The organism is Geothrix limicola, assembly GCF_030268085.1.
GTDB classification, from domain to species: domain Bacteria; phylum Acidobacteriota; class Holophagae; order Holophagales; family Holophagaceae; genus Geothrix; species Geothrix limicola.
Window position 1 is genome coordinate 526522 of the sequence record NZ_BSDE01000003.1, and the last position, 21056, is coordinate 547577.

The following is a 21056-nucleotide window of genomic DNA, read 5'->3' on the forward strand; positions in this document are numbered from 1 at the left end:
CCAAAACCAGCCCGGGCGCGCCCTCCTGCCTTCAGGCAAAATGGAGCTTTGCGTCGAAGGAACACCCGCATGCAGTACCGGCTCGGCTCCGCCCTTCTCCTCTGCTTACTCGCGGCCCCGGTCGCGCGGGCCTGCGGCGCCTGCGGGTGCACCCTGAATTCGGATTGGGCCAGCCAGGGCTACGCGCTGAGACCGGGATTCCGTGCCGACCTCCGCTTCGACTATTTCAACCAGGATCAGCTCCGCACGGGCACGCGCACCGTGGATGGGAGCGCCTTCGCCCTGCCCAGCGAGCAGGAGATCCAGCGGGAAACCCTCAACCGCAACCTGACGCTGACGCTGGACTACAGCCCCAGCGCGGACTGGGGCCTGTCCGTGGCGCTACCCACCTACCACCGAAGCCACGGGACCGTCGCCGAGGGCGACGTGGATCCCTCCTATTCAGATGGTCGCGGGCTGGGGGATGTGCGCCTCCTGGGTCGCTACCAGGGCTTTTCCGAGGATCACGCCTTCGGTCTGCAGGCCGGCTTGAAGCTGGCGACGGGTGGTACGACGCAGGCCTTCAGCGGCGGTCCCCAGGCGGGCCAACCCCTGGATCGCGGGCTGCAGCTCGGTTCGGGCACCACGGACCTGCTGCTGGGCGCCTATGCGTTCGGCGACCTCGCCCAGGATTGGGGCTGCTTCGCCCAGGTGCTCTTCCAGAAGCCGCTGGCCGAAAAGGACGGGTTCAAGCCCGGGGACGGCGTGAACGCGAACGCGGGCCTGCGCTACACGGGATGGCGGGGCCTCACGCCGCATCTGCAGTTGAACCTGCGGGCCGAGGGCCGGGAATCGGGCCCCAACGCCGATGTTGAGAACAGCGGGGCCACCCTCCTTTACCTGAGTCCCGGCCTGACGGTGGATGTGAACCGGGCCTTCCAGGTCTACGCTTTCGCCCAGGTGCCCCTGGCTCAGCGCGTGACGGGCCTGCAGATCGAGCCGCGGTGGAGCTTGTCCCTCGGCCTGCACTGGACCTTCTAAAGCCTTAGCCCCGGCTAGCCCCGCGATCCGAAGAGCGGGAAGAACTCCTTGTCGGCCTTGAGCATGTGCTGGGCGATCACGTCATGCGCCACGAACTGGAAGAGGCTGTCGACGGGAAGGGCGCCGGACCGATAGGCCTGTTCCAGCTCAAGGCCCTTGGCCAGTAGGTTGGCGTGCTTTTCCGCGTGAGCCGGCAGCCCGGAGAAGGCGGTCTCCTTGAGGATCGCTTCCTCATCCTGGAAATGCTGGGCCACCTCGGAAAGCAGGCTCCGGGCGAAGGCCTGCACCTCGGCCGCAGGAGCGCCCGCGAGGATGAGGTCCAGCAGGCCGTTGGCGGTGCGAAACAGGTGTTCGTGCTCCGCGTCGATGCGGGCCTGGCCGGAGTGGTAGGTGTCGGACCAGACCAGCTTCAGGAAGACGCCCCCTGAAGGCGTGGAGACGGGCGCGCTGCGGCTGCGGGCCGGGTCGGCTTCGACACGGTTGCGTCCCTTGCGCTTGGCCTGGTACATGGCCTGGTCGGCCCGTTCCAGCCAGGTCTCCAGCGGCGCGAAGGGCAGGTACTCGGCCACGCCCAGGCTGGCCGTGACGGTCCCGATCCCCTCGAAGTGGTGCCCGGCGATGCCTTCGCGGATGCGTTCGGCCAACACCATGGCGCTGGCCGGATCGGTTTCGGGCATGAGCACGATGAATTCCTCGCCGCCCCAGCGCGTCAGGGAATCCGACTGGCGGATGGCCGCCCGGATGCAGTCCGCGACCTGGCGGAGCACGCGATCCCCCTCTGGATGGCCGTAGGTGTCGTTGACGCGCTTGAAGTGGTCGATGTCGAGCAGCAGCAGGGACAGGGCGTGACCATGCCGGCGGGCGCGGTGCATCTCGGCTTCCACCGCCTCTTCGAAATGACGGCGGTTCCAGGCGCCGGTCAAAAGATCCGTGCTCGCGAGCTGCTCCAGGGAGTGCCATGCCCGCTGGCGTTGCGCCTCGATGCGCCTCCGGGCCGTGATGTCGCGGGTGACGCCGAGCACCGCCAGGGGCCGGCCCTCCGCATCGCCGTGGAAGGTGGTCACCACCTCGGTGGGCACCAGGTGGCCGTCCTTGTGGGGCTGATCCACCTCGGTCACCTGGGGCAGGCCCTGCTGACTGGGATCCCACTGGGCGAGGGTTTCGATCATGGCGGCCTGCACACGGGCCGCTGATTCGGGCGTCAGGGAGGCGGCGGCGGGCTGGGCCATCACTTCTTCAGGCGTGAAGCCCCGCAGCTGGAGGACCGAGGGGCTGACGTAGGTGAAGCGCTGGGTGGCCACATCCATCATCCAGATGACGTCGGCGGAATGCTCGGCGATGAAGCGGAATTTGCGCTCGCTGTCCTGGATGGCGGCGGCCAGCTCGGCCTGGGCGGCCAGGGTCCGCTTCTGGCGCCGGTTCGCGTGCAGCACGAGCAGGGCGGCGACGGCGAACAGCCCGCTGATCGGCAGGACGAGGGCCAGCACCGTCCGTGTGCGCTCGTGGGCACGGCGTTCTTCGGCGCCGGGATCGTAGAGGAATCCCTCCATGGAGAAGCCGGCCGGCAGCAGGCCGAGCTTCTGGTAGATCTCGGCGATGTGCTGCCAGCGGCCCGGGTACATGTAGCCCATCTCGACCAGCTGGGGCTGGAGGAGGGGGACCATCTGATGGGCTTCGAAGAGGAGGTGGTTCCGGTCGAGGTGCCGGCCGTACTTGGCCCGGATGAGGTCGGCGGTGGCCTCGGGATGCTGCATGGCGTATTTCCAGCCCCGCAGGCAGGCCTCCCGGAAGGCCCGGACCCGGGCCGGGTGGTTCCGAATCTCACCATCCGTCGTGAACAGGTTGTCGCCGTAGAAGTCGATGCCGCCCATGCGGGGCGTGAAGGTGAGATAGGGGATGCCGGCCTGGTCGAGGCGGTAGGGATCGTCCGTGCTGAAGGCGCTGCTGGCATCGACGCGGCCGCGGTCCAGATCCAGGGGGTCGAAGGGACGGTTCTGCACCTGAAGCGACTGGAGCGGCACGCCCTCCTCGGCGAGGTAGGCCAGGAGTTCTTCGGAATGGGGCTCCAGCATCACGCGGTGCCCCACCAGGTCGTGGATGGACGTGATGCCCGAATCCGCCCGGGCGATGAGCAGGAAGGGCGAGTGCTGGAAGATGGCCGCCAGGGTGACCACGGGCTGGCCCGCTTGCCGGGCCAACAGCAGGCTGCTGTTGCCGACGCCATATTGGGCATGCCCCTCGACCACTTCGCGGATGGCGTCCAGGTTCGGATCCGCATCCCGGATCTCCACTTCCAGCCCCGCCTCACGGAAATAGCCCTGGGCCTCGGCCGCGTAGTAGCCCGCGAACTGGAACTGGTGCCGCCAGTTCAGCTGCAGGGTGACCTTGTCGGGCGGTGCCGCGGCCAGGCCTGCCGCCAGGCTGAAGACGCACAGGCAGGTCCGGAGCCGGCGCAGCGGGACCGGGTGCGTCTCCGGTGAGAGGGGGCAGGGGATCGTCGGGGGCCGAGGCTGCACGGGGAGGCTCGCGTGGGTGGAGTTGCCTTTGGATCGGCCGCGGCGGGCCTTTCTGCGAATTTCGGCCGGTTCCCGGGGCCGATCCGAGCCCGGTCCAGGGGCCCGCGGGCTGGAGATGGGCGGGTTTCCTTGTAGAATCAAGGGTTCTACCGGAGTATCGCCATGCCGTTCCAGCCCCTGACCCAGGAACCCGAGATCCAGCGCCGCTGGCTCGAGTCCGGCGCTTTCCGCGCCAAGCGGTCCGGGGAACTGCTGCCGGGTTCCAAGACCTTCTACATGCTCGTCATGCTGCCCTATCCCAGCGGCCGCATCCACATGGGCCACGTGCGCAACTACACCCTGGGCGACGTGACCGCCCGCTTCCGGCGCATGAAGGGCTACGAAGTGATGCACCCCCTCGGCTGGGACAGCTTCGGCCTGCCGGCGGAAAACGCCGCCATCAAGCATGGCATCCACCCCGCCATCTGGACCCGCAAGAACATCGAGGAGATGAAGGGCCAGATCCAGAAGATGGGCATCAGCTACGACTGGGACCGCGAGATCGCCAGCTTCCAGGACGACTACTACCGGTGGAACCAGTGGCTCTTCCTCCAGATGTGGGAGCAGGGCGATGTCTTCCGCGCCAACCGCACCGTGAACTGGTGCGAGGAGCTGGGCACCGTGCTCGCCAACGAGCAGGTGGTGGACGGCAAGGACGAGCGCACGGGATTTCCCGTCGTGCAGAAGCCCCTGGAGCAGTATTTCTTCAAGACGACCAAGTATGCCGATGAGCTGCTGGCCTGCCTCGACGGCCTGGACTGGCCCGAGAACGTGAAGACCATGCAGCGCAACTGGATCGGGAAGTCCGAAGGCGCGCGCCTCGCGTTCGACCTTGAGATCGGCGGTCAGATCCCAGCGGGCATCCGCCAAGTGGAGGTCTTCACCACGCGCCTCGACACGCTCTTCGGTGTGACCTTCATGGCGCTCAGCACCGAGCATCCCGTCATCGAAAAGGCCGCCGAAAGCGACGCGGCGCTGAAGGCCTTCTGCGACCAGGTGGCCGCCGTGAGCCGCGAAGAGCGCATGACCAGCGACGTGAAGCTGGGACACCGCACGGCGCTCTCGGTGATCCACCCTTTCACGGGCGAGAAGGTGCCCGTGTTCGCCGCCAACTACGTGCTCATGGACTACGGCACGGGCGCCGTCATGGGCGTGCCCGCGCACGACGAGCGCGACAACGAGTTCGCCAAGAAGTACGGCCTGCCCATTCCCCAGGTGATCGTTTCCGACAGCGAGTGGGATCTCGGGACGCTGATCAACAGCGGCGAATTCACGGGCCTGAAGAGCGAGGATGCCGTCACGGCCATGATCGCCAAGCTCGGCGCCCGCGCCGAGAAGACGACCACCTACAAGCTGAAGGACTGGGGCCTGAGCCGCCAGCGCTACTGGGGCACGCCCATCCCGACCGTGCACTGCGAGAGCTGCGGCGTCGTGCCCGAAAAGGCCGAGAACCTGCCCGTGCGCCTGCCCGAGGACGTGGCCTTCACGGGCGTCGGACCCTCGCCCCTCACCACGTCGCGCTCCTTCCTCGACTGCGCCTGCCCGGCCTGCGGCAAGCCCGCGCGCCGCGAGACGGACACCATGGACACCTTCGTGGACAGCAGCTGGTACTGGCTGCGCTACCTGGATCCCAAGAACACCGAGTTGCCCTTCGCCAAGGCCGAGAGCGATGCCTGGATGCCCGTGGACCTCTACGTGGGCGGCATCGAGCACGCCACCATGCACCTCATCTACGCCCGCTTCTTCTACAAGGTGCTGCGCGACCTGGGCCTGGCCAGTGGCCCCGAGCCCTTCCAGAAGCTCATCTGCCAGGGCATGGTGCTGAAGGACGGCTCGAAGATGAGCAAGTCCAAGGGCAACATCGTGGACCCCGACGAGGTGATCTCGAAGTACGGGGCGGATGCGCTGCGGCTCTTCATGATCTTCGCCGCGCCCATCGAGAAGGAGATCGACTGGACGGGCTTCGAGGGCATCGAAGGCGCCAGCCGCTTCCTCAAACGCATCACGCGCATGGTCGAGGATCACGGAAACACCGCCGAGCCGCTGCCCGCCAAGGATCAGCTTGCGCCTGAGGAAAAGGCGCTCCTCATCAAGCTCAACCGGACCATCCAGCGCCTCACGGACGATCTGGAGCGCCGCTACCAGTTCAACACCGTCGTCTCCGGTCTCATGGAGCTGTCCAACGCGCTCTCCGACCTGCCCGCCGGCGCGCCCCACCGCGGCGCCGTGCTGCAGCACGCGCTGGACGCCTTCGTGCGCATGATGTCGCCCGTGGCGCCGCATCTCGCCGAGCAGCTCTGGAGCCAGCTCGGCAAGGCGGGTCTCTGCATGCAGGCCGCCTGGCCCGAGGCCGACGCCCAGTACCTGGAGGCCGACGAGGTGCTCGTGGTGGTGCAGGTGAACGGCAAGGTGCGCGGTCGCATCACCGTGCCCGCCGGCGCCAGCGAGGATCAGCGTCGCGCCGCCGCCCTGGCCTGCCCCGAGGCCCAGTCCCACCTGGACGGCAAGGAGATCGTCAAGGTGGTGCTGCCCCCCGGCGGCAAGCTGGTGAGCATCGTGGTGAAGGGCTGAGCGCGGAACCGTCAAGGATGAAGAGGCTGCATCCCGCCCTGACCGTTTCGGATCCGCGCCTGCGGGGCACGGATCCGGATCGCCTGGGCGGGCGCGTGCGGGATCTTGCCGAGGCCGAATATCTCGGGCCCGGCGATGTCGTGCTGCTGGGCCTCTGCAACGACCAGGGCGTCGTCGCCAACGGCGGGCGAGCCGGCGCGGCAGAGGGGCCGGCGGGATTCCGGAAGGCCTTCTTCCGCCTGGATGCGGCCTGCCTCGGCCCACGCCGGCTCTGGGACGCGGGCGACGTGCCCGCGGGCGTGGCCTACGAGGACTACCTCGACGCAGCCCGCGCCGTGGTGGCCACCTGTGTGAAGCGCGGTGCGCGACCCATCGTCATCGGCGGCGGCCACGACTGCAGCTACGGGAACTACCTCGGCCTCTGCGACGCGTTGGGGGAGCCGCCGGCCGTGATCGTCGTGGATGCCCACCTGGACCTGCGGCCCACCCACGCACCCTCCAGCGGCAACCCCTTCTTCCGCATGCTGGAGCACGGCCTGCCCGGCGAGCGGCTCGTGGAGGTGGGCCTGATCCCCTGGGTGAACGCCACGGCCCACCGCCAGTACGCCGAGGCCAAGGGGGCCTGCCTGCACTTCCTGGCGCCCGGGCAGGATGACTCCCTGGCGCGTGTGCGCGAGGCCCTGGAGGCCTTCCAGGCGCAGGGAAGGCGGGTCCTCGCCACCTTCGATCTGGATGCCTTCACGGCCACCCACGCGCCGGGGGTTTCGGCGGTGAACCCCTGGGGCCTGTCGGCGGATGCGGGGCTGGCCCTGGCCCAGGCCTTCGGGGCGAGCCCCGGGGTGGCCTGCCTCGACCTCATGGAACTGGCCCCGCCCCTCGATCCGGACGGACGCACGTCCAAGCTGGCGGCTTTCCTCGCCGCGGCCTTCCTGGAGGCATCCCTTCGGAGGCAGTAGAATCGGGAACCTGGAGTTCCCATGCCCACTGCCTCGAAAGCCCTGCCCTCGGTCGTCGATTCCGTCCTGGATCTGGTGGGGAACACGCCCCTGTTGCGCCTCACGCGGTTCGCGCCCGGTCTGCAGGTGTTCTCCAAGCTGGAGTACCTCAACCCCGGCGGCAGCGTGAAGGACCGCATCGGCGTGGGCATGATCCAGGCGGCCGAGGCCCTGGGCCAGATCAAGCCCGGCCTCAGCACCATCATCGAACCCACGGCGGGCAACACGGGCGTGGGCCTCGCCATCGCCGCGAAGGCTCTGGGCTACCGCTGCATCCTTTGTGTCCCCACCAAGTACAGCCGCGAAAAGATGATGCTCATGAAGGCCCTGGGCGCTGAGCTGGTGCTGATCCCCAAGGAACTCGGCATGAAGGGCGCCATCGAGAAATGCGCCGAGCTGGCCGCCAGCATCCCCCACGCCTTCGTACCCCAGCAGTTCGCCAACCCCAGCAACCCCGACAGCCACTTCGCCACCACGGGCCCCGAGATCTGGGAGCAGATGGAGGGCCGCGTGGATGCGGTGGTGCTGGGCGCGGGCAGCGGCGGCACCTTCACGGGCATCGCCCGTTTCCTCAAGGCGAAGAATCCCGCCATCCACGCCGTGGTGGTGCAGCCCGTGGGATCCATCTACGGCGGTGCGCCGCTGAAGGAGTGGGTGGTGGAAGGCGTGGGCAACAGCTTCATCCCGGACAGCCTCGACCTCTCCCTCGCCGACCGCATCATGGATGTCTCGGACGCGGACAGCCTGGCGACGGCCCGTGAACTCATCGCCACCGAAGGCTGCCTGGTGGGCGCCTCCAGCGGCGCCAACGCCTGGGCCGCCCGGGAGCTGGCCAAGTCGATGCCCGCGGGTTCCCGCGTCGTGACCCTGTTCCCCGACGGCGCCGAGCGCTACATGTCCAAGCAGCCCGTCGCCGACCTGGACCTGTGATCGGCCGACTTGAAATTTCTTTGATGCGCTCGTTCGCAGGAGTACGTGATGCCCTTGTCTCCCCGTGATCTCGCCGGTTGCCTGCTGCAGGTGGGCGCCGTGCGCCTGCAGCCCCTGGATCCCTTCACCTGGGCCAGTGGGCTGAAGTCCCCGATCTACTGCGACAACCGGCAGCTCCTGGGCTTTCCCGAGGTGCGCGACCAGATCGTCGAGGCGCTGGCGGCCAGCGCGGCGGCGCTGAAACCCACGCTCGTCACCGGCGCCGCCACGGCAGGCGTGCCTTGGGCCGCCATGGTGGCGGACCGCCTGAAGCTGCCCATGGCCTATGTGCGCCCCACGCCCAAGAACCACGGCATGGGACGCCAGGTGGAGGGTCCCCTGGCCAAGGGACACCGCGCCGTGCTCATCGAGGATCTGATCTCGACGGGCATGTCGAGCCTGAAGTGTGCCGACGCGCTCCGCGCCGAAGGCGCCGAGGTGCCCGCGGTGCTGGCGCTCTTCAGCTACGGCCTGCCCCAGGCCGAAGCGGCCTTCGGCTCCGCCGGCATCGACCTGGCCGTGCTGAGCTCCTTCGAGGCGCTGTCGGCCGAAGCCGAGGCCCGCGGCATCCTGGATGGTGCCGGATCGTCGGCCCTGAAGGCCTGGCGCTCGGATACCGTGGCCTGGAGCCAGGCCCACGGCGGCGCTTAAAGTTCACCGCGGACACACGGAGATCCCAGCGTTTCAAACACGGAGAAAAGCAGAGACAGGTAGGATCCTCGGCATGGTTCTCAGCGATTCGAAGCGCGCTTCTCTCTGTGTTCCTCCGTGTTCTCCGTGACTCCGTGGTGAATCTTTTTCGGGAGGCCGACCATGAAGCTCTACACGCGCACCGGTGACGATGGTTCCTCGGGCCTCTTCGGCGGCGACCGGGTCAGCAAGTCGCACCTGCGGCTGGTGGCCTTCGGCACGCTGGACGAGCTGAACAGCATCATGGGCCTCGTGCGCCTGCACGCGACGCCCGCCTGCGCGGACGCGGCCACGCTCCAGCGGGTGCAGCACGACCTCTTCGTGCTGGGCGCCATCCTCGCCACGCCCGCGTCGCGCCAGGAGCTGCTGGGGGCCCACATGAACCGGCCCACCTGGGAACTGGCGGACATGGAGGCCGACATCGACCGCCTCACGGCCCTGGCGCCGCCCATGACGGCCTTCGTGCTGCCGGGGGGCACGCCCGCCTCCGCGCACGCACACCTGGCCCGCACGGTCTGCCGCCGCGCCGAGCGCGAAGTCGTGGCCCTCACCCACGAAGAACCCATGAACCCCGCCGTGCTGACCTACTTGAACCGGCTCAGCGACTGGCTCTTCGCCCTCGCCCGCGCCGAGAACGCTACGGCGGGGGTGGCCGACATCGTCTGGGTGGCGAAGAGCTAACCTCGCGATCCGGGCATGAAAAGGCGCCTCCGAAGAGGCGCCCCCTCCTGAATCCCCCCCCCGGGGGCTCCTCAGAACTTGATGCCCGCAGATACCTGCACGGCGCGGGCGGTGATGTAGTCGTTTGACGTGCGGGCCAGGCCGTAGTTGGCGCCGGGCCTCCACACGTTGCCTGCGGCCACCGAGGCCGAGGTGTTCCAGCTCGCCTGCAGCTGGTGGTTGGGGAAGTTGACCAGGTTTACCTGAGTGAAGAAGGTGGCCTTCCTCCAGACGGGCACCTCGTAGGCGATCTGCAGGTCCATGCGGTAGGTGTCCGGGAAGCGGAAGGCGCCGCGCGGGGCGAAGTACTCGGTGTAGGTCCCGCCGAAGGTGGAGAGGCCGGCCGGCGTCGGGGCCGAGGCGGTCTTGTTGTAAACCCCACCCGAGGTGTAGGCGAGGATGGCGCCGAAGTTCAGCTTGCCGGGCCCGAGGTGCACCAGGTAGTTGGATGTGATGCGGGCTCGCACGGGCACGTCCGCAAGGAGGTACCCCTCCGGCGACATCTGGGCGCGGGTCAGGGCGCCGGGAAGGGCCCCGGGCTCACCGGCCAAAGGGCCATAATTGTGGAGCTGCTCCTGGGTGCCGACCTGGCCGCCCTCGTAGTTGCCTTTCAGCTCGCTGAAGGTGACGTTGCCGCCCCAGCTGAAGGCCTCTGTGACCTGGGATTGGAACTGCAGTTCGAGGCTCTGGTACGTGCGCCAGAGGCTGGGATCGTTCTTGACGGTGGTCTGGGTCAGATCGTTCGCGTCCACCGGATTGGTCTGGAGGTCGACGAAGTCATCGACGAAGTTCTTCCAGCGGCGCCGGCTGTAGGCCAGGCTCCAGAAGCCGTTCTGTCCATCGGCGTGCTTGAGGCTGTAGGAGACCTCCTGCATGGTCGGCATCTTCAGGTTCGAATCGATGATGTTGGAATGCCGGTAGAGGGCGGGATCGTAGACCTTGAAGGGCGTCGTGGAGAAGCTCGAGCGCTGGAGCGGATCGCCCCCCAGGTAGACATAGTCGTACTCGGCGGGGTTGCCCACGACGGAGGCGCCGTCCGTGGCGCCCTGAAGCACCTGGCCGGCGTATTCGCCGAAGGAGAGCTGGCTGATCCAGGCCCCGTCGCCCCTGAGGTCCCAGATGGCCGCCAGGCGCGGCGTGATCGTGGTCAGGTTGAAGTTGTTGGTGCCCAGGTCGTTCGTGGACTTGAAGTTGTCGGCGCGCACGCCAACGTTGAAGCTCCAGTTGGCGTTCAGCTTCCACTTGTCGTTCGCGTAGGCGGCCTGGATGGTGTTCTTGGCCTTGGCGCCGAGGACGGGCACCCAGACCTGCAGGGAGGTCGTGCCGGGACTGTTCACGTCGAACACGCGGTTGGAGATGGCCGTGCTGCCACCGCTGTTGGGATCGACGGTGAACCCGTTGAAGAAGATGAAGGTGTTGGTGGGGCTCTGGGAATTGGCCGCCGAATGGGACGACTCGTACCAGTCGAGGCCCACCTTGAGTTCGTGTTCGCCCGCCCCGTTGAGGAAGGTCAGGAGGCTGAGGGATCCGTTCTGGATGGGCCGGGCATCGCCATCCTCGCCGAAGAAGCCGTTATCGAAGATGTTGCCGGTCTGGTTGTCCACCATCATGGGGACAGGGCCCCCCTGACCGCCGCCGCCGGGGCCGCCGAGGGTCTCCTTCTTGTAACCGTAGTGGGCCGAGAGGAGCATGCTCGATGTGAGCTGCCCCTGGTAGCCCAGGGTGTAGTAGGAGAAGGTGTTGGGTTGGTTGCTGAGGGTGGCCAGCGACGTGCTGCCACCCCCCAGGAAGAACCCGTAGTCGCGGCCCTTCTGATCGATCTGCGTCTTGTTGTACTGCCAGAAGACGCGATGATCGGCCGTGATCTGCCAATCGATCTTGATGTCCTTGCGGTCGTCCGTTTGAGACAGGTAGTAAGGCTGCCCGCCGCCATAGACCGGGTCGGCCGTGGTCTGGTTGGCGGTCAGGCGCGCGAAGGGGGCCTGGGCGCGGTACCCCACGATGAAGAACAGGGTGTCCCGGATGATCGGACCCGACACCACGAAGTTCTGCTGGATGCTGTGGGTGTCCTTGTAGGTGGTGGTGCCAGCGAGGCCGCGGTTCAGCGGATTGTAGGCGTTCCAGGCGGGGTCCGTCGCCGTGAGGCGGAGGATGCCCGTGAAATCGTTGGTGCCGGACTTGGTCACCGTGTTTACGACGCCGCCCGTGAAGCGGCCGTACTCCGCGGACACGCCGCCGCTCAGCACCTGCACGTCGGAAAGCATGTCCTCGTTCAGCTGGGCGGAGAATCCGCCCGTGACGGGGTCGGCGACATCGGCGCCATCCACGAGGTAGAGCACCTGGGTGCTCTGGCCGCCCCGGATGGTGAGGCCGTTGGCGTCCGTGCTCACGCCCGGGGCCAGGCTGGCGATGTTGGCGACTGTGCGGTTGTTCACGGGCAGATCACTGATGTTTTCCAGCGTGAAGTTCTGTCCGGCCTTGGCGTCGGTCTTGTCGACGATGTTGGCGGAGGCGAGCACCACGACGGTGGTTTGGGCCTCGCTGACAGGCTTGAGGGGGAAATCCGTGATGTTGGTGTCGCCGACGAGGACGCGGGAATTGAGCGAGGCGCCGAGGAAACCCTCGGCATTGACCTTGACGGTGACTGGGCCGGGGATGAGGAGCGCGAACCGGAAGGCACCCTGTGCATTGGTGGTGGTGACGCGATCGCCCTGCTGGGTGGTCAGCACCACGCGGGCGCCGGCGATGGGCTTGTTCGTACCGGTCTCCTTGACGGTGCCGGCGATGTTGCCGGTCTGGGTGCCCTGTGCATGAAGCACGGCGCCGCCCAGGATGAGGAAGGCCGTGAGACGGCCGAGACGGGGGTTCGAGAGATGCATGGCATCCTCCAGTGGGCCCGGGACATCGGGGGTGTCCCGAGGGGGAAGGGAAGCCTTCAGTCCGCAGCCTTCCCAACCCCCTGAATCGAAGGGTTGGTGTGGGCGGCGCCGGGGCTGGGGTGGGGCAAAGATCGGGGAGATCGGGTGGCTTTAGCGGGGCCAGGCGCAAGCAGCCCACCTAGGGCCAGCGCTGGACGAATCACAGCGCGGGCCTCGGGTGGGCAGAGAATGAAATTCAATCGCTTGGCAATGGTGCATGGACCCACTTTGGCCAAGTGGGTGTCGTGGACCACCGTTGTGGGGCAAACGGTTCCTATCCAGGGGTGAACCGTTTGCCTGCATCCCTCGGTCGGCTTTGAGGCTGACTTGTTCCCCGCTTCAATCCGACGCCCCTCAGCGGTGCCCGTCGAACCGCTGTCTCGCTGAGATCGATGACATGGGAAGCTGATTCGGATCGCAACGGACGTACAAAAAAAGGGAGGCCAAACGGCCTCCCTTTTTGGGGTAAAGCGTGAAACCTAGAACTGGTACTTCACGCCCAGGCGGACCCGGCGGGCCGTCTGGTAGCCACTGATGTTCATGAAGTTCACGTTGATGGTGTCCACGGAACGCTCGTAATTCTGATCGTAGGCCGTGACCTTGCTTGCGTTGAAGAGGTTGAACACGTCCATCTTGAAGTTCAGGGACTGGGTGCCCTTGATCTTCCAGGTGTAGGAACCGGTCCAGTCGAAGTTCATGGTGGAGGGAGTACGGCCCATGGCGCCGCGGCCACCGGCCGCCAGTTCGCCGGCGTTGTCGTAGTCGATCAGGCCGTAGAACTTGTTGAGGGGCGAGCCGGTCTGGATCTTGACGACGAAGCCAGTGGCGAAGCCGTTGTCCCAGTTGTAGGACATGCCGGCATTCATGATGACGGCGCGGTCATTGGGCAGGGGGCCGGAAGCGAAGGCTTCCTCACCCGTCAAGCCGCGGGGGTGGCTGATGAGGGCACCGGGGTCGCCATCGTTCGTGTAGCTCGGGAAACGAGCGGTCGCCGAGGCGGTCTCGTAGTTCTTCATGTATTCGAGGGAGAAGTCGTAGAGCGAGGTGATGTTCGGATCGCTCTGGCCGTTGTCGTTGCGGAACAGGCCCTCGTAGTTGCCTTCGAGGCGGGAGAGGCGCAGGTTGAAGAAGCCGGCCCAGTGGGCGCTGTTATAGTTGGCTTCGAATTCCCACGCCCAGTAGTCGCGCACGGGCTTGGGCCAGGTGGCGGTCTGGCCGCTGCCCATCAGGTTGGGGCTGGCCACGCCATAGCCGTCCGGAGCAGGAGCGGCTTCCAGAGCGAGGGCCGCCTGGGCGATCCTCCAGGAGTTTTCGCCGGGGTTGGCGATGAAGTAGGGCAGGTAGTTGCCGCCGTCGATGCCCATGTCCTCGAGGACGCGGCCGATGGTGCGATGGACGAGGCGGTTGCTTACGCGAACCTTCTCGCTCAGCTGGGAATCCCAGCCCAACACGTACTCGTTGGTGTAGGGGAGCTTGGTGCCCTCCATGACGGGGGTCAGGAAGCCTGAACTGCCCGTGTAGTGGGTGGTGGTGGCGGAGCCGACCTTGAGGGTGGTGGGGTTCGCATCCGTGATCGAAACGCCACTCTGGATCGGGTTGGAGAGGGTGGTTCCGGCGGCATCGAGGTTATACCAGTCGGAACGGCTGGTGCCCACTTCGTGGCTGAGGGAGCGCACGGCCAGATCCAGGGGCACCTTCTCGAAGTACTTGCCATAGAAGGCGTAGATCTTGTTCTTGCCGTTGCCATCCGGATCCCAGGTGATGGAGATGCGGGGCGCCATGGAATCGGCGGCCTTGAACTTGTAGGTCTCGTTGCGGCCCTGCATGTCCTCTTCTTCCCAGCGGAAGCCGGCCTTGATGAAGAGGCGGTTGTTCAGGGAGTACTTGGCCTGGATGAAGTAGGCATCCCAGGGGGTATCCACCGCGATGGCAGGAGGAGTGAAGCGGGCGCGGGTCACGCGGTAGTAGGGGGCGATGTTGGCAGCCGTGGTGAACTTGTTGCCGCTGGCATCCGTCGTGTAGGCGTTGGGATCGATCATGTAGTAGCGCTGGTTGATGAGGGCGCCGGTGCTGTAGGCCTGTCCGCCGGCCGCGGCATGGGTATCCACCTGGCCGTGGGGGCCCTGGTAGTACGTGCCGCTCTCATAGTGCAGCTTCTCGGAGGTGTAGCCGGCCTTCAGTTCGAGGTCGCCGAAGGTCTTGGTGATCTTGATGTCGTACTGACGGTTCTTCTCGTCCTTGTTCTCGTAGAAGCCGGGGCCGCCGTGACCGTTGATGGGGGCGCCGGTGTTGACATCCGTCACGCGGAAGGCATTGTTCACGGCCGGATCCAGACCCTGGTGGAACTTGTTCTTGGTCTGGGCGACGTGGGCCTCAACCAGCAGGTCGTTGAAGAAGACGCCGTTGTACTTCAGGTTCCAGTTGCTGGAACCGTATTCCAGGGAAGACCACTTGTCATTGGAGAGGTAGGACATGGCGGAGTTGAGGGCCTGGTAGGGATCCTTGCCGGGATCGCCGAAGATGCTGAATTCCAGGTTCTGGGTGGCGGTGAGCACCCAGTTCAACTTGCCGTAGTAGGTGTCAGTCTGCTGCTTGCGGGTGAATTGCGTGCCGTAGTTGAGCCGGCGGCTGTCCACCTGGGTGTACTTCTGGGAGTTGCGGATGGGGTTGTAGCCCACGAAGTAGAACAGCTTGTCCTTGATGATGGGACCGGACACGGTGAAGCCGAATTCCTGGCGGTCCGAGTTGTCGAAGCGGTTCGGAATGGGCAGGGTCGGATCCAGATTCGCGGGGACCTTATTCCGGGCCTGGAGGGAGTCGATGTCGAGGTAGGCAAAGACCTGGCCGCGGAAGGTGTTGTCACCGGACTTGGTGACGGCGTTCACCATGCCGCCGGTGGTGCCGCCGAACTCGGCGTCAAGACCGAAGCTCTTGATCTGGACTTCGGAGATGAAGTCCGTGTTAATGCCGGTGCCACGCGAACCCCAGGTGATGGAGTAGGCGCCGGCGGCGCCGTAGCCGGTGCCGGTGGTGTTCACGCCGTCGATGACGTAGGCATTCTCGAGGCCCGAGGAGCCGCTGACGGAGGGGTTGTTGTTATCCACGCCAGAGGAGGCGACGCCGGGGGCCATGTTCACAACGGAGGAGAAGGAACGGCCGAGGGGCAGGCTGGAGACGGTCTCGGAGGTGAAGGTCGCGCCCGAGGTCTGGGTCGTGGTGTCGACGGCCTGGGAGGTGGCGAGCACTTCGACGACCGCGCCGGCAGCCTTCGTCATCGTCACGCGGACGGGCGTGAGGATGTTGATGGAGGCCTGGGCGGTGAGCTTGGTGGCGGTCTCGAAACCGGAAGCCGTCACGGTGATCTGGTATACACCGGGGATTAGCGCAGAAGCCTTGAAGGTGCCGTTGGCATCGGTGACGCGAACCACCTGGCCGCGACCACCGTCGAGAATGACCTTGGCACCAGCGACAACCGCACCGTTCGGGCCGGTGACCACGCCGGAGATGGCTCCGGTCGTGGAGTCCTGCGCGTGAGCGACGATGCCGCTCCCAGCGACGAGGGCGGCGGCGGTAAAGCCGAGCCGGGTGAAGATTCGATTCATAAGCACTCCTGTGGAGAACGCGGCAAAGCCGCTGGGGGGGAGAACGAGCGTCCGTTCGTGGGCCTTTAGGAAAATGGCCTCTCGCCGCTCGGTTGGAGCGACGCAGTGAATAGGGACCAAGCTGACCAAAGAACCGGGGAGGGGGCGTGCGTCTACAGTAAGACAGGTTCCCGACTTTTCGATGATTTTTTTAAATGCCCTTCTAAGGTCTGCAACCAATGGCGTCTAGGAGCCAAGGGACCTCGGGGGCTGGTACATTGATGACTTCAATGGTCTTAAGGTATGGGCTTGATGCTACCAGGGTTTCGCGCTTGGCATAGACCGTAAATAAAAGATCGTTTTTTTCAATTTTCGAGCCAACGGTGGCGTGCACCCGGATGCCGACGCCGAGATCCAGGATGTCGTTCCGGTCCCGCCGGCCCGCGCCGAGGTCCATGGCCAGGATGCCCAGGGCCCTTCCGTCGATGGCGGCGAGGGTGCCGGCCTGCTCGGCCCGGATCTCCACCACCTGGCCGGCCTGGGGCAATCGGGTGAAATCGTCGAGGGCCCGGGCATCGCCGCCGTTGAGCGTGACGAAGCGCCGCAGCGTTTCCAGGGCGGACCCGTCCTGGATGCAGGCCTGGACCTTGGCCTGGGCCTCGGTCAGGGTCTTCGCCGCACCGCCCATGATCAGCATTTCGGCGGCAAGGCGGAAACTCATCTGGGCCAACTCGGAATCGCCGTGTTCGCCGCGGAGGATCTCGACGGACTCCATCACCTCGAGGGCATTGCCGATGGCCCAGCCGAGGGGCGCGTCCATGCGGGTGATGAGGGCGCGGATCTGCATGCCGTGGGCGGTGCCCACGTCCACCATGCTCTGGGCCAGGGCCCGGGCATCTTCCAGGGTCTTCATGAAGGCCGTGGGCCCACATTTCACGTCGAGCACGAGCGCATCGGCTCCGCCCGCCAGCTTCTTGGACATGATGCTGGCGGTGATGAGGGGGATGCTTTCCACCGTGGCGGTGACGTCGCGAAGGGCGTAGAGCTTCTTGTCCGCCGGGGCGATGTCGGCCGTCTGCGCGGAATTGGCGAAGCGGGTCTCGGCGAGGCTTCGTACGAATTCGGCCTCGCTGAGTTCGACCTTCAGGCCCGGAATGGCCGCGAACTTGTCCACGGTGCCGCCGGTATGCCCCAGGCCGCGTCCGCTGAACATGGGGCAGGGCACGCCACAGGCCGCGACGATGGGGCCGAGGATGAGGGTGGTCTTGTCGCCCACGCCACCGGTGCTGTGCTTGTCGACCTTGAGGCCGGGCACGGACGAGAGGTCGAGCCGCTTACCCGAATCCCGCATGGCCAGGGTGAGGGCGAGGGTCTCCTCGGTGCTCATGCCGCGCCAGCAGATGGCCATGAGGAGGGAGGCGCTCTGCTCGTCGGGGATGCTGCCGTCGGCGGCTCCCTTCACCCAGAAGGCGATCTGTTCCGGGGACAGGGCCCCGCCCAGTTTCTTGGTGTAGATCAGGTCGTACATCCGCATGGGATGCCTCCTCGCACTGAGGGGCCTAGATGCTCCGGATGAGGTTTTCCATCGCGGAAGCGTCGCCCCGGCCCTTGAAGCGGGCCTTGTAGTCCGCCAGGTCCTTCAGGGCCTGGGTACGGTCGCCGGCCAGCCGGTCGGCGTCCATCTGGCTGGCCCAGAAGGCCTCGGCCCAGGCTTCACCGGGCGTGGCCTTGGCGCGCAGGGGATCGAGCTGGACGCGGGCCTCCTGGATCTGGCCCAGGGCCAGGGCCCGCTGGGCCAGCCGAATCTGGCCCCAGGCATCCTCGGCCTTGGCGGGGCTTGGGCCCTTCCCGTCGAGGGTGAGGCGCCAGGTGTTCAGCAGGCCGAGGGTGGCGGCCTTCCGGGATGACGGCGCCGCGGCGACGAGACCTTCGAGACGGCCGAGGCGCTCGCGCATCCGCTTCTCGATTTCCGGTGCGGGCAGCGGGGTCACGCCATCGCCTTCCACCTCCATCTGAAGCGCCGCAAGGGCGGCTTCGTGCTTTTCAGCGACCGAGGTCTGCCAGGCGGACCAGCCGCCGTACAGGAGGCCCAGCGCCAGCAGCGAAACGACGCCGATCAGGATGGGCTTCAGAAGCCCGGCGTCTTCTTCCTGACCCTGGCCCAGCTTGGTCTGGAAATGGGCAAGGCTTTGGGCGGGCTTCTGGACTTGGATTTCGCGGGCTTTGGTCGGGCGGGCCATGCAGAACCTCTTCGGGGAAACGACAATCGAATCATTGAGGATGCACCAATCCCCTCTCCTCCTGCACTTGAAAATGCGGCTCCGCCTGCTATCCTGGTCATTCCTGCCTGGGTAGCTCAGTTGGTAGAGCAATGGATTGAAAATCCATGTGTCGGCGGTTCGATTCCGTCTCCAGGCACCAAGCAAAGGCCCCCGCACGGGGGCCTTTGCCATTGGATGTCACTCGGATAAACGTCGGCCGCAGGCCTGCGTAGAGATTGACAACACGTCGATGGAGGTTCCCATGTGGAAGTCCCTGGTTCTTCTGGCCAGCCTGGTGGGCGCGCCGCTGGCGGCGCAGGCTCGGGTGGACATCCACGGGATGAACCGGACCTGGACGGACCTGGGTCAGCCCGTGGGGAACACGTTGTACCTCGATCTGGAAGCCGCGGGCGTGAGCATCCTGCCCAGCGAGGATGGCCATGTGCGGACGCGCTTCGTGGGCACCAAGGACATCGACCTTTCGCGGCTGCGCGTGCGCTTCGATCCCGCGGGCAATCCTGCGGAACTGCGCGTGAGCCACACCCCGCACAACAATTTCGAATTCGAAATCCAGGTGCCGCGGAGCATCGATCTCACCCTGCGGATGAGCGCCGGCGAAGTGAAGATCCAGGGCGTGGAAGGCAACAAGGACTTGCGGCTGCATGCGGGCGAAGTGCGCGTGCAGGTGGGCGATGCCCGCGCCTACGGCCCCGTCTCAGCCTCGGTCTGGGCCGGCGAGATCAAGCCGGGACCCTTCGGAGAAGGGAAGGAGGGCCTGTTCCGCAGCTTCCATCGCGAGGGCCCGGGCCGCTACAGCCTCCAGGTGAGTCTGAAGGCGGGCGAGATCACCTTCCAGAACTGAAGCCAACGAACGAACTGGGGCCGCCGGGATTGGGATCCTGATCACAGGCCGGCCCGCTTGCCGTCAGGGCGGGGGGCTGGGGCGCTAAGCTGATGCTTTGCGCTCAGGAGTTCCCATGCCGCTCTGGTTGCTTGTTCCCGCCGCCCTCGTCGCCCAGACACCGGCGATGCCCCAGGGGCTGGATCAGGTCCAGGTCCTGGTCACCGCCATTCCCGAGGCCTTGATCGAGGGGAAGCGCGGCGCGATGACGGGCCTCGTGGCGAAGGCGAAGGCCGGATGGGACGCGGCGAAACCCGGGCTGCTGAAGACCGTGCCCGAACCCGATGCCACCTTCATCGATAAACAGCTGAAGGCCATGCTGAAGATGAAGCCGCGGGAGCAGGCCATCGGGGCCCTGGGCATCTCCGCCACCCTGAGCCGTTTCCAGGGCCGTTCGCGCAAGCAGGACCTGCTGCAAGCGAGCCGCGTGTCGATGATGGCCTGGTGCGGGGTCGACGCAGCGCTGTGGGCCCCCATGCCCAACGTCGACGTGGCCTTCAAGCCCCTGATCGAACAGGACAACGGCGCGCATGCGGTGGCGATCGTCGGCGTGCAGGACGCGCTGAAGCGCTTCCAGGAGAGCGCGGCCAAGCGCCAGGCGCAGCCCGCCAAGAAGGCCCTGAAGGACCTCATGAACCTCGCGCAGGTGCTGGCCAAGGGCTGAGGGGTGGGCCGTTGAAGGCATGAAGAAGGCCCCCGGACGGGGGCCTTCTTCATGCGAGTGGAAAGCCTGAGTGCTACTCGCTCGCGGGGCGGTAGTCGTCCGCGAGGGTGACGGGCACCTTGGCCTTGATCTCCTTCTGGATGTCCTGGCTGATGGCCGCCATGCGCTGCTGCTTGTAGCCCTGGGCCACCTGGGCCTTGACCGTTTCGAAGGGGGGGACCGCGGTGCCGCCCTGGGCCTTCATGCGCTCGACCTGCTCCTTGTAGAAGGCCAGCAGCTGCTCGTCGGTGGGTTCGGCGGTGGGCATGCGCTTCTTCGCCAGGGCCTGGAAGTAGACGTTGGCCTGCTGCTGCTCCAGCTGGCGCTTCACGCTGGGCTCCTGATCCAGGCCCGTCTGCTTGGCGTAGGCGGAAATGGCGCGGGACATGGCGATGCGGTTGGCCAGCTGGGCGCGATCCTCGCGGGCGGCGGGGTCGTTGAGGAAGGTCTGGGCCTCCTTGGGATCCGGGGACAGGGTGGTCACCACTTCCCGGAATTCGGCCTCGGTGATCTTCTCGCCGCCGACGTTGGCGATCACGCGGCTGGTGTCGGCCTTGTTGGCCTTGCAGGCCATGGACAGCAGGAGGGCGGATCCGGCGAGAAGGGTGGTGACATGGACCATCTTGGACATGGAATCTCCACGAAGAGCATCAAAGGATCCAGAATGACAGGTCCCGGAGGATCCCATGAGCCGAATTGAAGACCTGGCGAGCCTGGATCTGGCCGTCTACAGCGCCACCTGGTGCCCGGACTGCCGGCGCCTGGAGGGCTGGTTGGCGGAACACGGCATCGCCCACACCAAGGTCGACATCGAAACCGTGCCCGGGGCCGCCGAGAAACTCGAGGCCGAGACCGGGAAGCGGGCCATCCCCTTCGTGCTGGTGGGTGGAAAGCGCTGGGTCCGGGGCTACCACAAGGAATTACCCCAGCGTCTGGACGGCGATCTGCTGGTGGAGGAGCTCCTGGCCGCGGGCAAGTAACCCGCCCCGGACACGCGCTGGATGCTCGCCGGTGCGGGGGCCCCGCTCGGTGCAGCCCACCGGGCTGCCCGCTCGCGACCCGCATCCGGTTCGCGGGTCCGGGGCTACCACAAGGAATTACCCCAGCGCCTGGATGGTGACCTGCTGGTGGAGGAGCTGCTGGCCGCGGGGGTCTGATTTAGCCTCTTGGAG

Annotated in this window: 16 protein-coding genes and 1 tRNA gene; 11 read left to right on the forward strand and 6 right to left on the reverse strand. The window is 66.4% G+C overall.

From position 1 onward, the window contains the following. Positions 1-48: 48 nt before the first annotated feature. Entirely contained in the window at positions 49-1020 is a 972-nt protein-coding gene (locus tag QSJ34_RS10230) for a TonB-dependent receptor (protein ID WP_285574731.1), read from the forward strand. 14 nt (positions 1021-1034) lie between these two features. Here the strand turns inward: QSJ34_RS10230 and QSJ34_RS10235 are convergent, their stop codons facing one another. Next, positions 1035-3536, reverse strand: coding sequence for a diguanylate cyclase (locus QSJ34_RS10235; protein ID WP_285574735.1), 2502 nt, complete (start codon positions 3534-3536; stop codon positions 1035-1037). Between the two features lie 162 nt (positions 3537-3698). Between QSJ34_RS10235 and leuS the strand changes: the two genes are divergently transcribed. The 5 genes from leuS to QSJ34_RS10260 all read left to right on the forward strand — a co-directional run bounded on the left by leuS (position 3699) and on the right by QSJ34_RS10260 (position 9481). Continuing rightward, positions 3699-6146, forward strand: a complete 2448-nt coding sequence (leuS, locus tag QSJ34_RS10240) for a leucine--tRNA ligase (protein ID WP_285574739.1) — start codon at positions 3699-3701, stop codon at positions 6144-6146. A gap of 17 nt (positions 6147-6163) precedes the next feature. After that, positions 6164-7102, forward strand: coding sequence for a formimidoylglutamase (locus QSJ34_RS10245; RefSeq protein WP_285574745.1), 939 nt, complete (start codon positions 6164-6166; stop codon positions 7100-7102). A 21-nt stretch (positions 7103-7123) separates the two neighbouring features. Further along, a complete protein-coding gene (locus tag QSJ34_RS10250) occupies positions 7124-8071 on the forward strand; it encodes a PLP-dependent cysteine synthase family protein (protein WP_285574750.1) in 948 nt (315 codons plus the stop codon). 48 nt (positions 8072-8119) lie between these two features. Next, positions 8120-8761 carry an orotate phosphoribosyltransferase gene (gene pyrE, locus QSJ34_RS10255; protein ID WP_285574752.1) on the forward strand — a complete coding sequence of 214 codons (642 nt, stop codon included), beginning with the start codon at positions 8120-8122 and terminating at the stop codon, positions 8759-8761. A 162-nt stretch (positions 8762-8923) separates the two neighbouring features. Continuing rightward, entirely contained in the window at positions 8924-9481 is a 558-nt protein-coding gene (locus tag QSJ34_RS10260; RefSeq protein ID WP_285574757.1) for a cob(I)yrinic acid a,c-diamide adenosyltransferase, read from the forward strand. A 71-nt stretch (positions 9482-9552) separates the two neighbouring features. On the opposite strand, the gene QSJ34_RS10265 is transcribed toward QSJ34_RS10260, so the two are convergent. The 4 genes from QSJ34_RS10265 to QSJ34_RS10280 all read right to left on the reverse strand — a co-directional run bounded on the left by QSJ34_RS10265 (position 9553) and on the right by QSJ34_RS10280 (position 18259). Next, positions 9553-12399: a TonB-dependent receptor gene (locus tag QSJ34_RS10265; protein WP_285574759.1), complete on the reverse strand. Its 2847-nt coding sequence runs from the start codon at positions 12397-12399 to the stop codon at positions 9553-9555. Positions 12400-12917: 518 nt separating this feature from the next. After that, on the reverse strand, positions 12918-16040 hold the full coding sequence (locus QSJ34_RS10270; RefSeq protein ID WP_285574761.1) for a TonB-dependent receptor: 3123 nt from the start codon (positions 16038-16040) through the stop codon (positions 12918-12920). Between the two features lie 202 nt (positions 16041-16242). Further along, a complete protein-coding gene (locus QSJ34_RS10275) occupies positions 16243-17553 on the reverse strand; it encodes a thymidine phosphorylase (protein WP_285574763.1) in 1311 nt (436 codons plus the stop codon). A gap of 25 nt (positions 17554-17578) precedes the next feature. Continuing rightward, positions 17579-18259, reverse strand: a complete 681-nt coding sequence (locus QSJ34_RS10280) for a hypothetical protein (protein WP_285574765.1) — start codon at positions 18257-18259, stop codon at positions 17579-17581. A gap of 105 nt (positions 18260-18364) precedes the next feature. Here QSJ34_RS10280 and QSJ34_RS10285 point away from each other — a divergent pair. From QSJ34_RS10285 to QSJ34_RS10295, 3 genes are all read left to right on the forward strand, one after another. Beyond that, positions 18365-18440 (forward strand) — tRNA-Phe (locus QSJ34_RS10285). A gap of 102 nt (positions 18441-18542) precedes the next feature. Further along, positions 18543-19142 carry a hypothetical protein gene (locus QSJ34_RS10290; protein ID WP_285574766.1) on the forward strand — a complete coding sequence of 200 codons (600 nt, stop codon included), beginning with the start codon at positions 18543-18545 and terminating at the stop codon, positions 19140-19142. A gap of 115 nt (positions 19143-19257) precedes the next feature. Next, a complete protein-coding gene (locus QSJ34_RS10295; RefSeq protein WP_285574769.1) occupies positions 19258-19845 on the forward strand; it encodes a hypothetical protein in 588 nt (195 codons plus the stop codon). A 73-nt stretch (positions 19846-19918) separates the two neighbouring features. On the opposite strand, the gene QSJ34_RS10300 is transcribed toward QSJ34_RS10295, so the two are convergent. Further along, on the reverse strand, positions 19919-20515 hold the full coding sequence (locus QSJ34_RS10300; protein ID WP_285574772.1) for a hypothetical protein: 597 nt from the start codon (positions 20513-20515) through the stop codon (positions 19919-19921). Between the two features lie 55 nt (positions 20516-20570). Between QSJ34_RS10300 and QSJ34_RS10305 the strand changes: the two genes are divergently transcribed. Both QSJ34_RS10305 and QSJ34_RS10310 read left to right on the forward strand, forming a co-directional pair. Next, positions 20571-20864 carry a glutaredoxin family protein gene (locus QSJ34_RS10305; protein WP_285574775.1) on the forward strand — a complete coding sequence of 98 codons (294 nt, stop codon included), beginning with the start codon at positions 20571-20573 and terminating at the stop codon, positions 20862-20864. Between the two features lie 21 nt (positions 20865-20885). Then, positions 20886-21041: a hypothetical protein gene (locus QSJ34_RS10310; RefSeq protein WP_285574778.1), complete on the forward strand. Its 156-nt coding sequence runs from the start codon at positions 20886-20888 to the stop codon at positions 21039-21041. Positions 21042-21056: the final 15 nt, after the last annotated feature.

Excerpts from the sequence above, each read along its gene's own strand:
- QSJ34_RS10265 (WP_285574759.1), bottom strand. The coding sequence starts at position 12,399 with ATGCATCTCTCGAACCCCCGTCTCGGCCGTCTCACGGCCTTCCTCATC.
- QSJ34_RS10300 (WP_285574772.1), bottom strand. The coding sequence starts at position 20,515 with ATGTCCAAGATGGTCCATGTCACCACCCTTCTCGCCGGATCCGCCCTC.
- QSJ34_RS10290 (WP_285574766.1), top strand. The coding sequence starts at position 18,543 with ATGTGGAAGTCCCTGGTTCTTCTGGCCAGCCTGGTGGGCGCGCCGCTG.
- QSJ34_RS10280 (WP_285574765.1), bottom strand. The coding sequence starts at position 18,259 with ATGGCCCGCCCGACCAAAGCCCGCGAAATCCAAGTCCAGAAGCCCGCC.
- QSJ34_RS10270 (WP_285574761.1), bottom strand. The coding sequence starts at position 16,040 with ATGAATCGAATCTTCACCCGGCTCGGCTTTACCGCCGCCGCCCTCGTC.
- QSJ34_RS10260 (WP_285574757.1), top strand. The coding sequence starts at position 8,924 with ATGAAGCTCTACACGCGCACCGGTGACGATGGTTCCTCGGGCCTCTTC.
- QSJ34_RS10295 (WP_285574769.1), top strand. The coding sequence starts at position 19,258 with ATGCCGCTCTGGTTGCTTGTTCCCGCCGCCCTCGTCGCCCAGACACCG.
- QSJ34_RS10245 (WP_285574745.1), top strand. The coding sequence starts at position 6,164 with ATGAAGAGGCTGCATCCCGCCCTGACCGTTTCGGATCCGCGCCTGCGG.
- QSJ34_RS10275 (WP_285574763.1), bottom strand. The coding sequence starts at position 17,553 with ATGCGGATGTACGACCTGATCTACACCAAGAAACTGGGCGGGGCCCTG.
- QSJ34_RS10250 (WP_285574750.1), top strand. The coding sequence starts at position 7,124 with ATGCCCACTGCCTCGAAAGCCCTGCCCTCGGTCGTCGATTCCGTCCTG.
- pyrE (WP_285574752.1), top strand. The coding sequence starts at position 8,120 with ATGCCCTTGTCTCCCCGTGATCTCGCCGGTTGCCTGCTGCAGGTGGGC.
- QSJ34_RS10305 (WP_285574775.1), top strand. The coding sequence starts at position 20,571 with ATGAGCCGAATTGAAGACCTGGCGAGCCTGGATCTGGCCGTCTACAGC.
- QSJ34_RS10310 (WP_285574778.1), top strand. The coding sequence starts at position 20,886 with ATGCTCGCCGGTGCGGGGGCCCCGCTCGGTGCAGCCCACCGGGCTGCC.
- leuS (WP_285574739.1), top strand. The coding sequence starts at position 3,699 with ATGCCGTTCCAGCCCCTGACCCAGGAACCCGAGATCCAGCGCCGCTGG.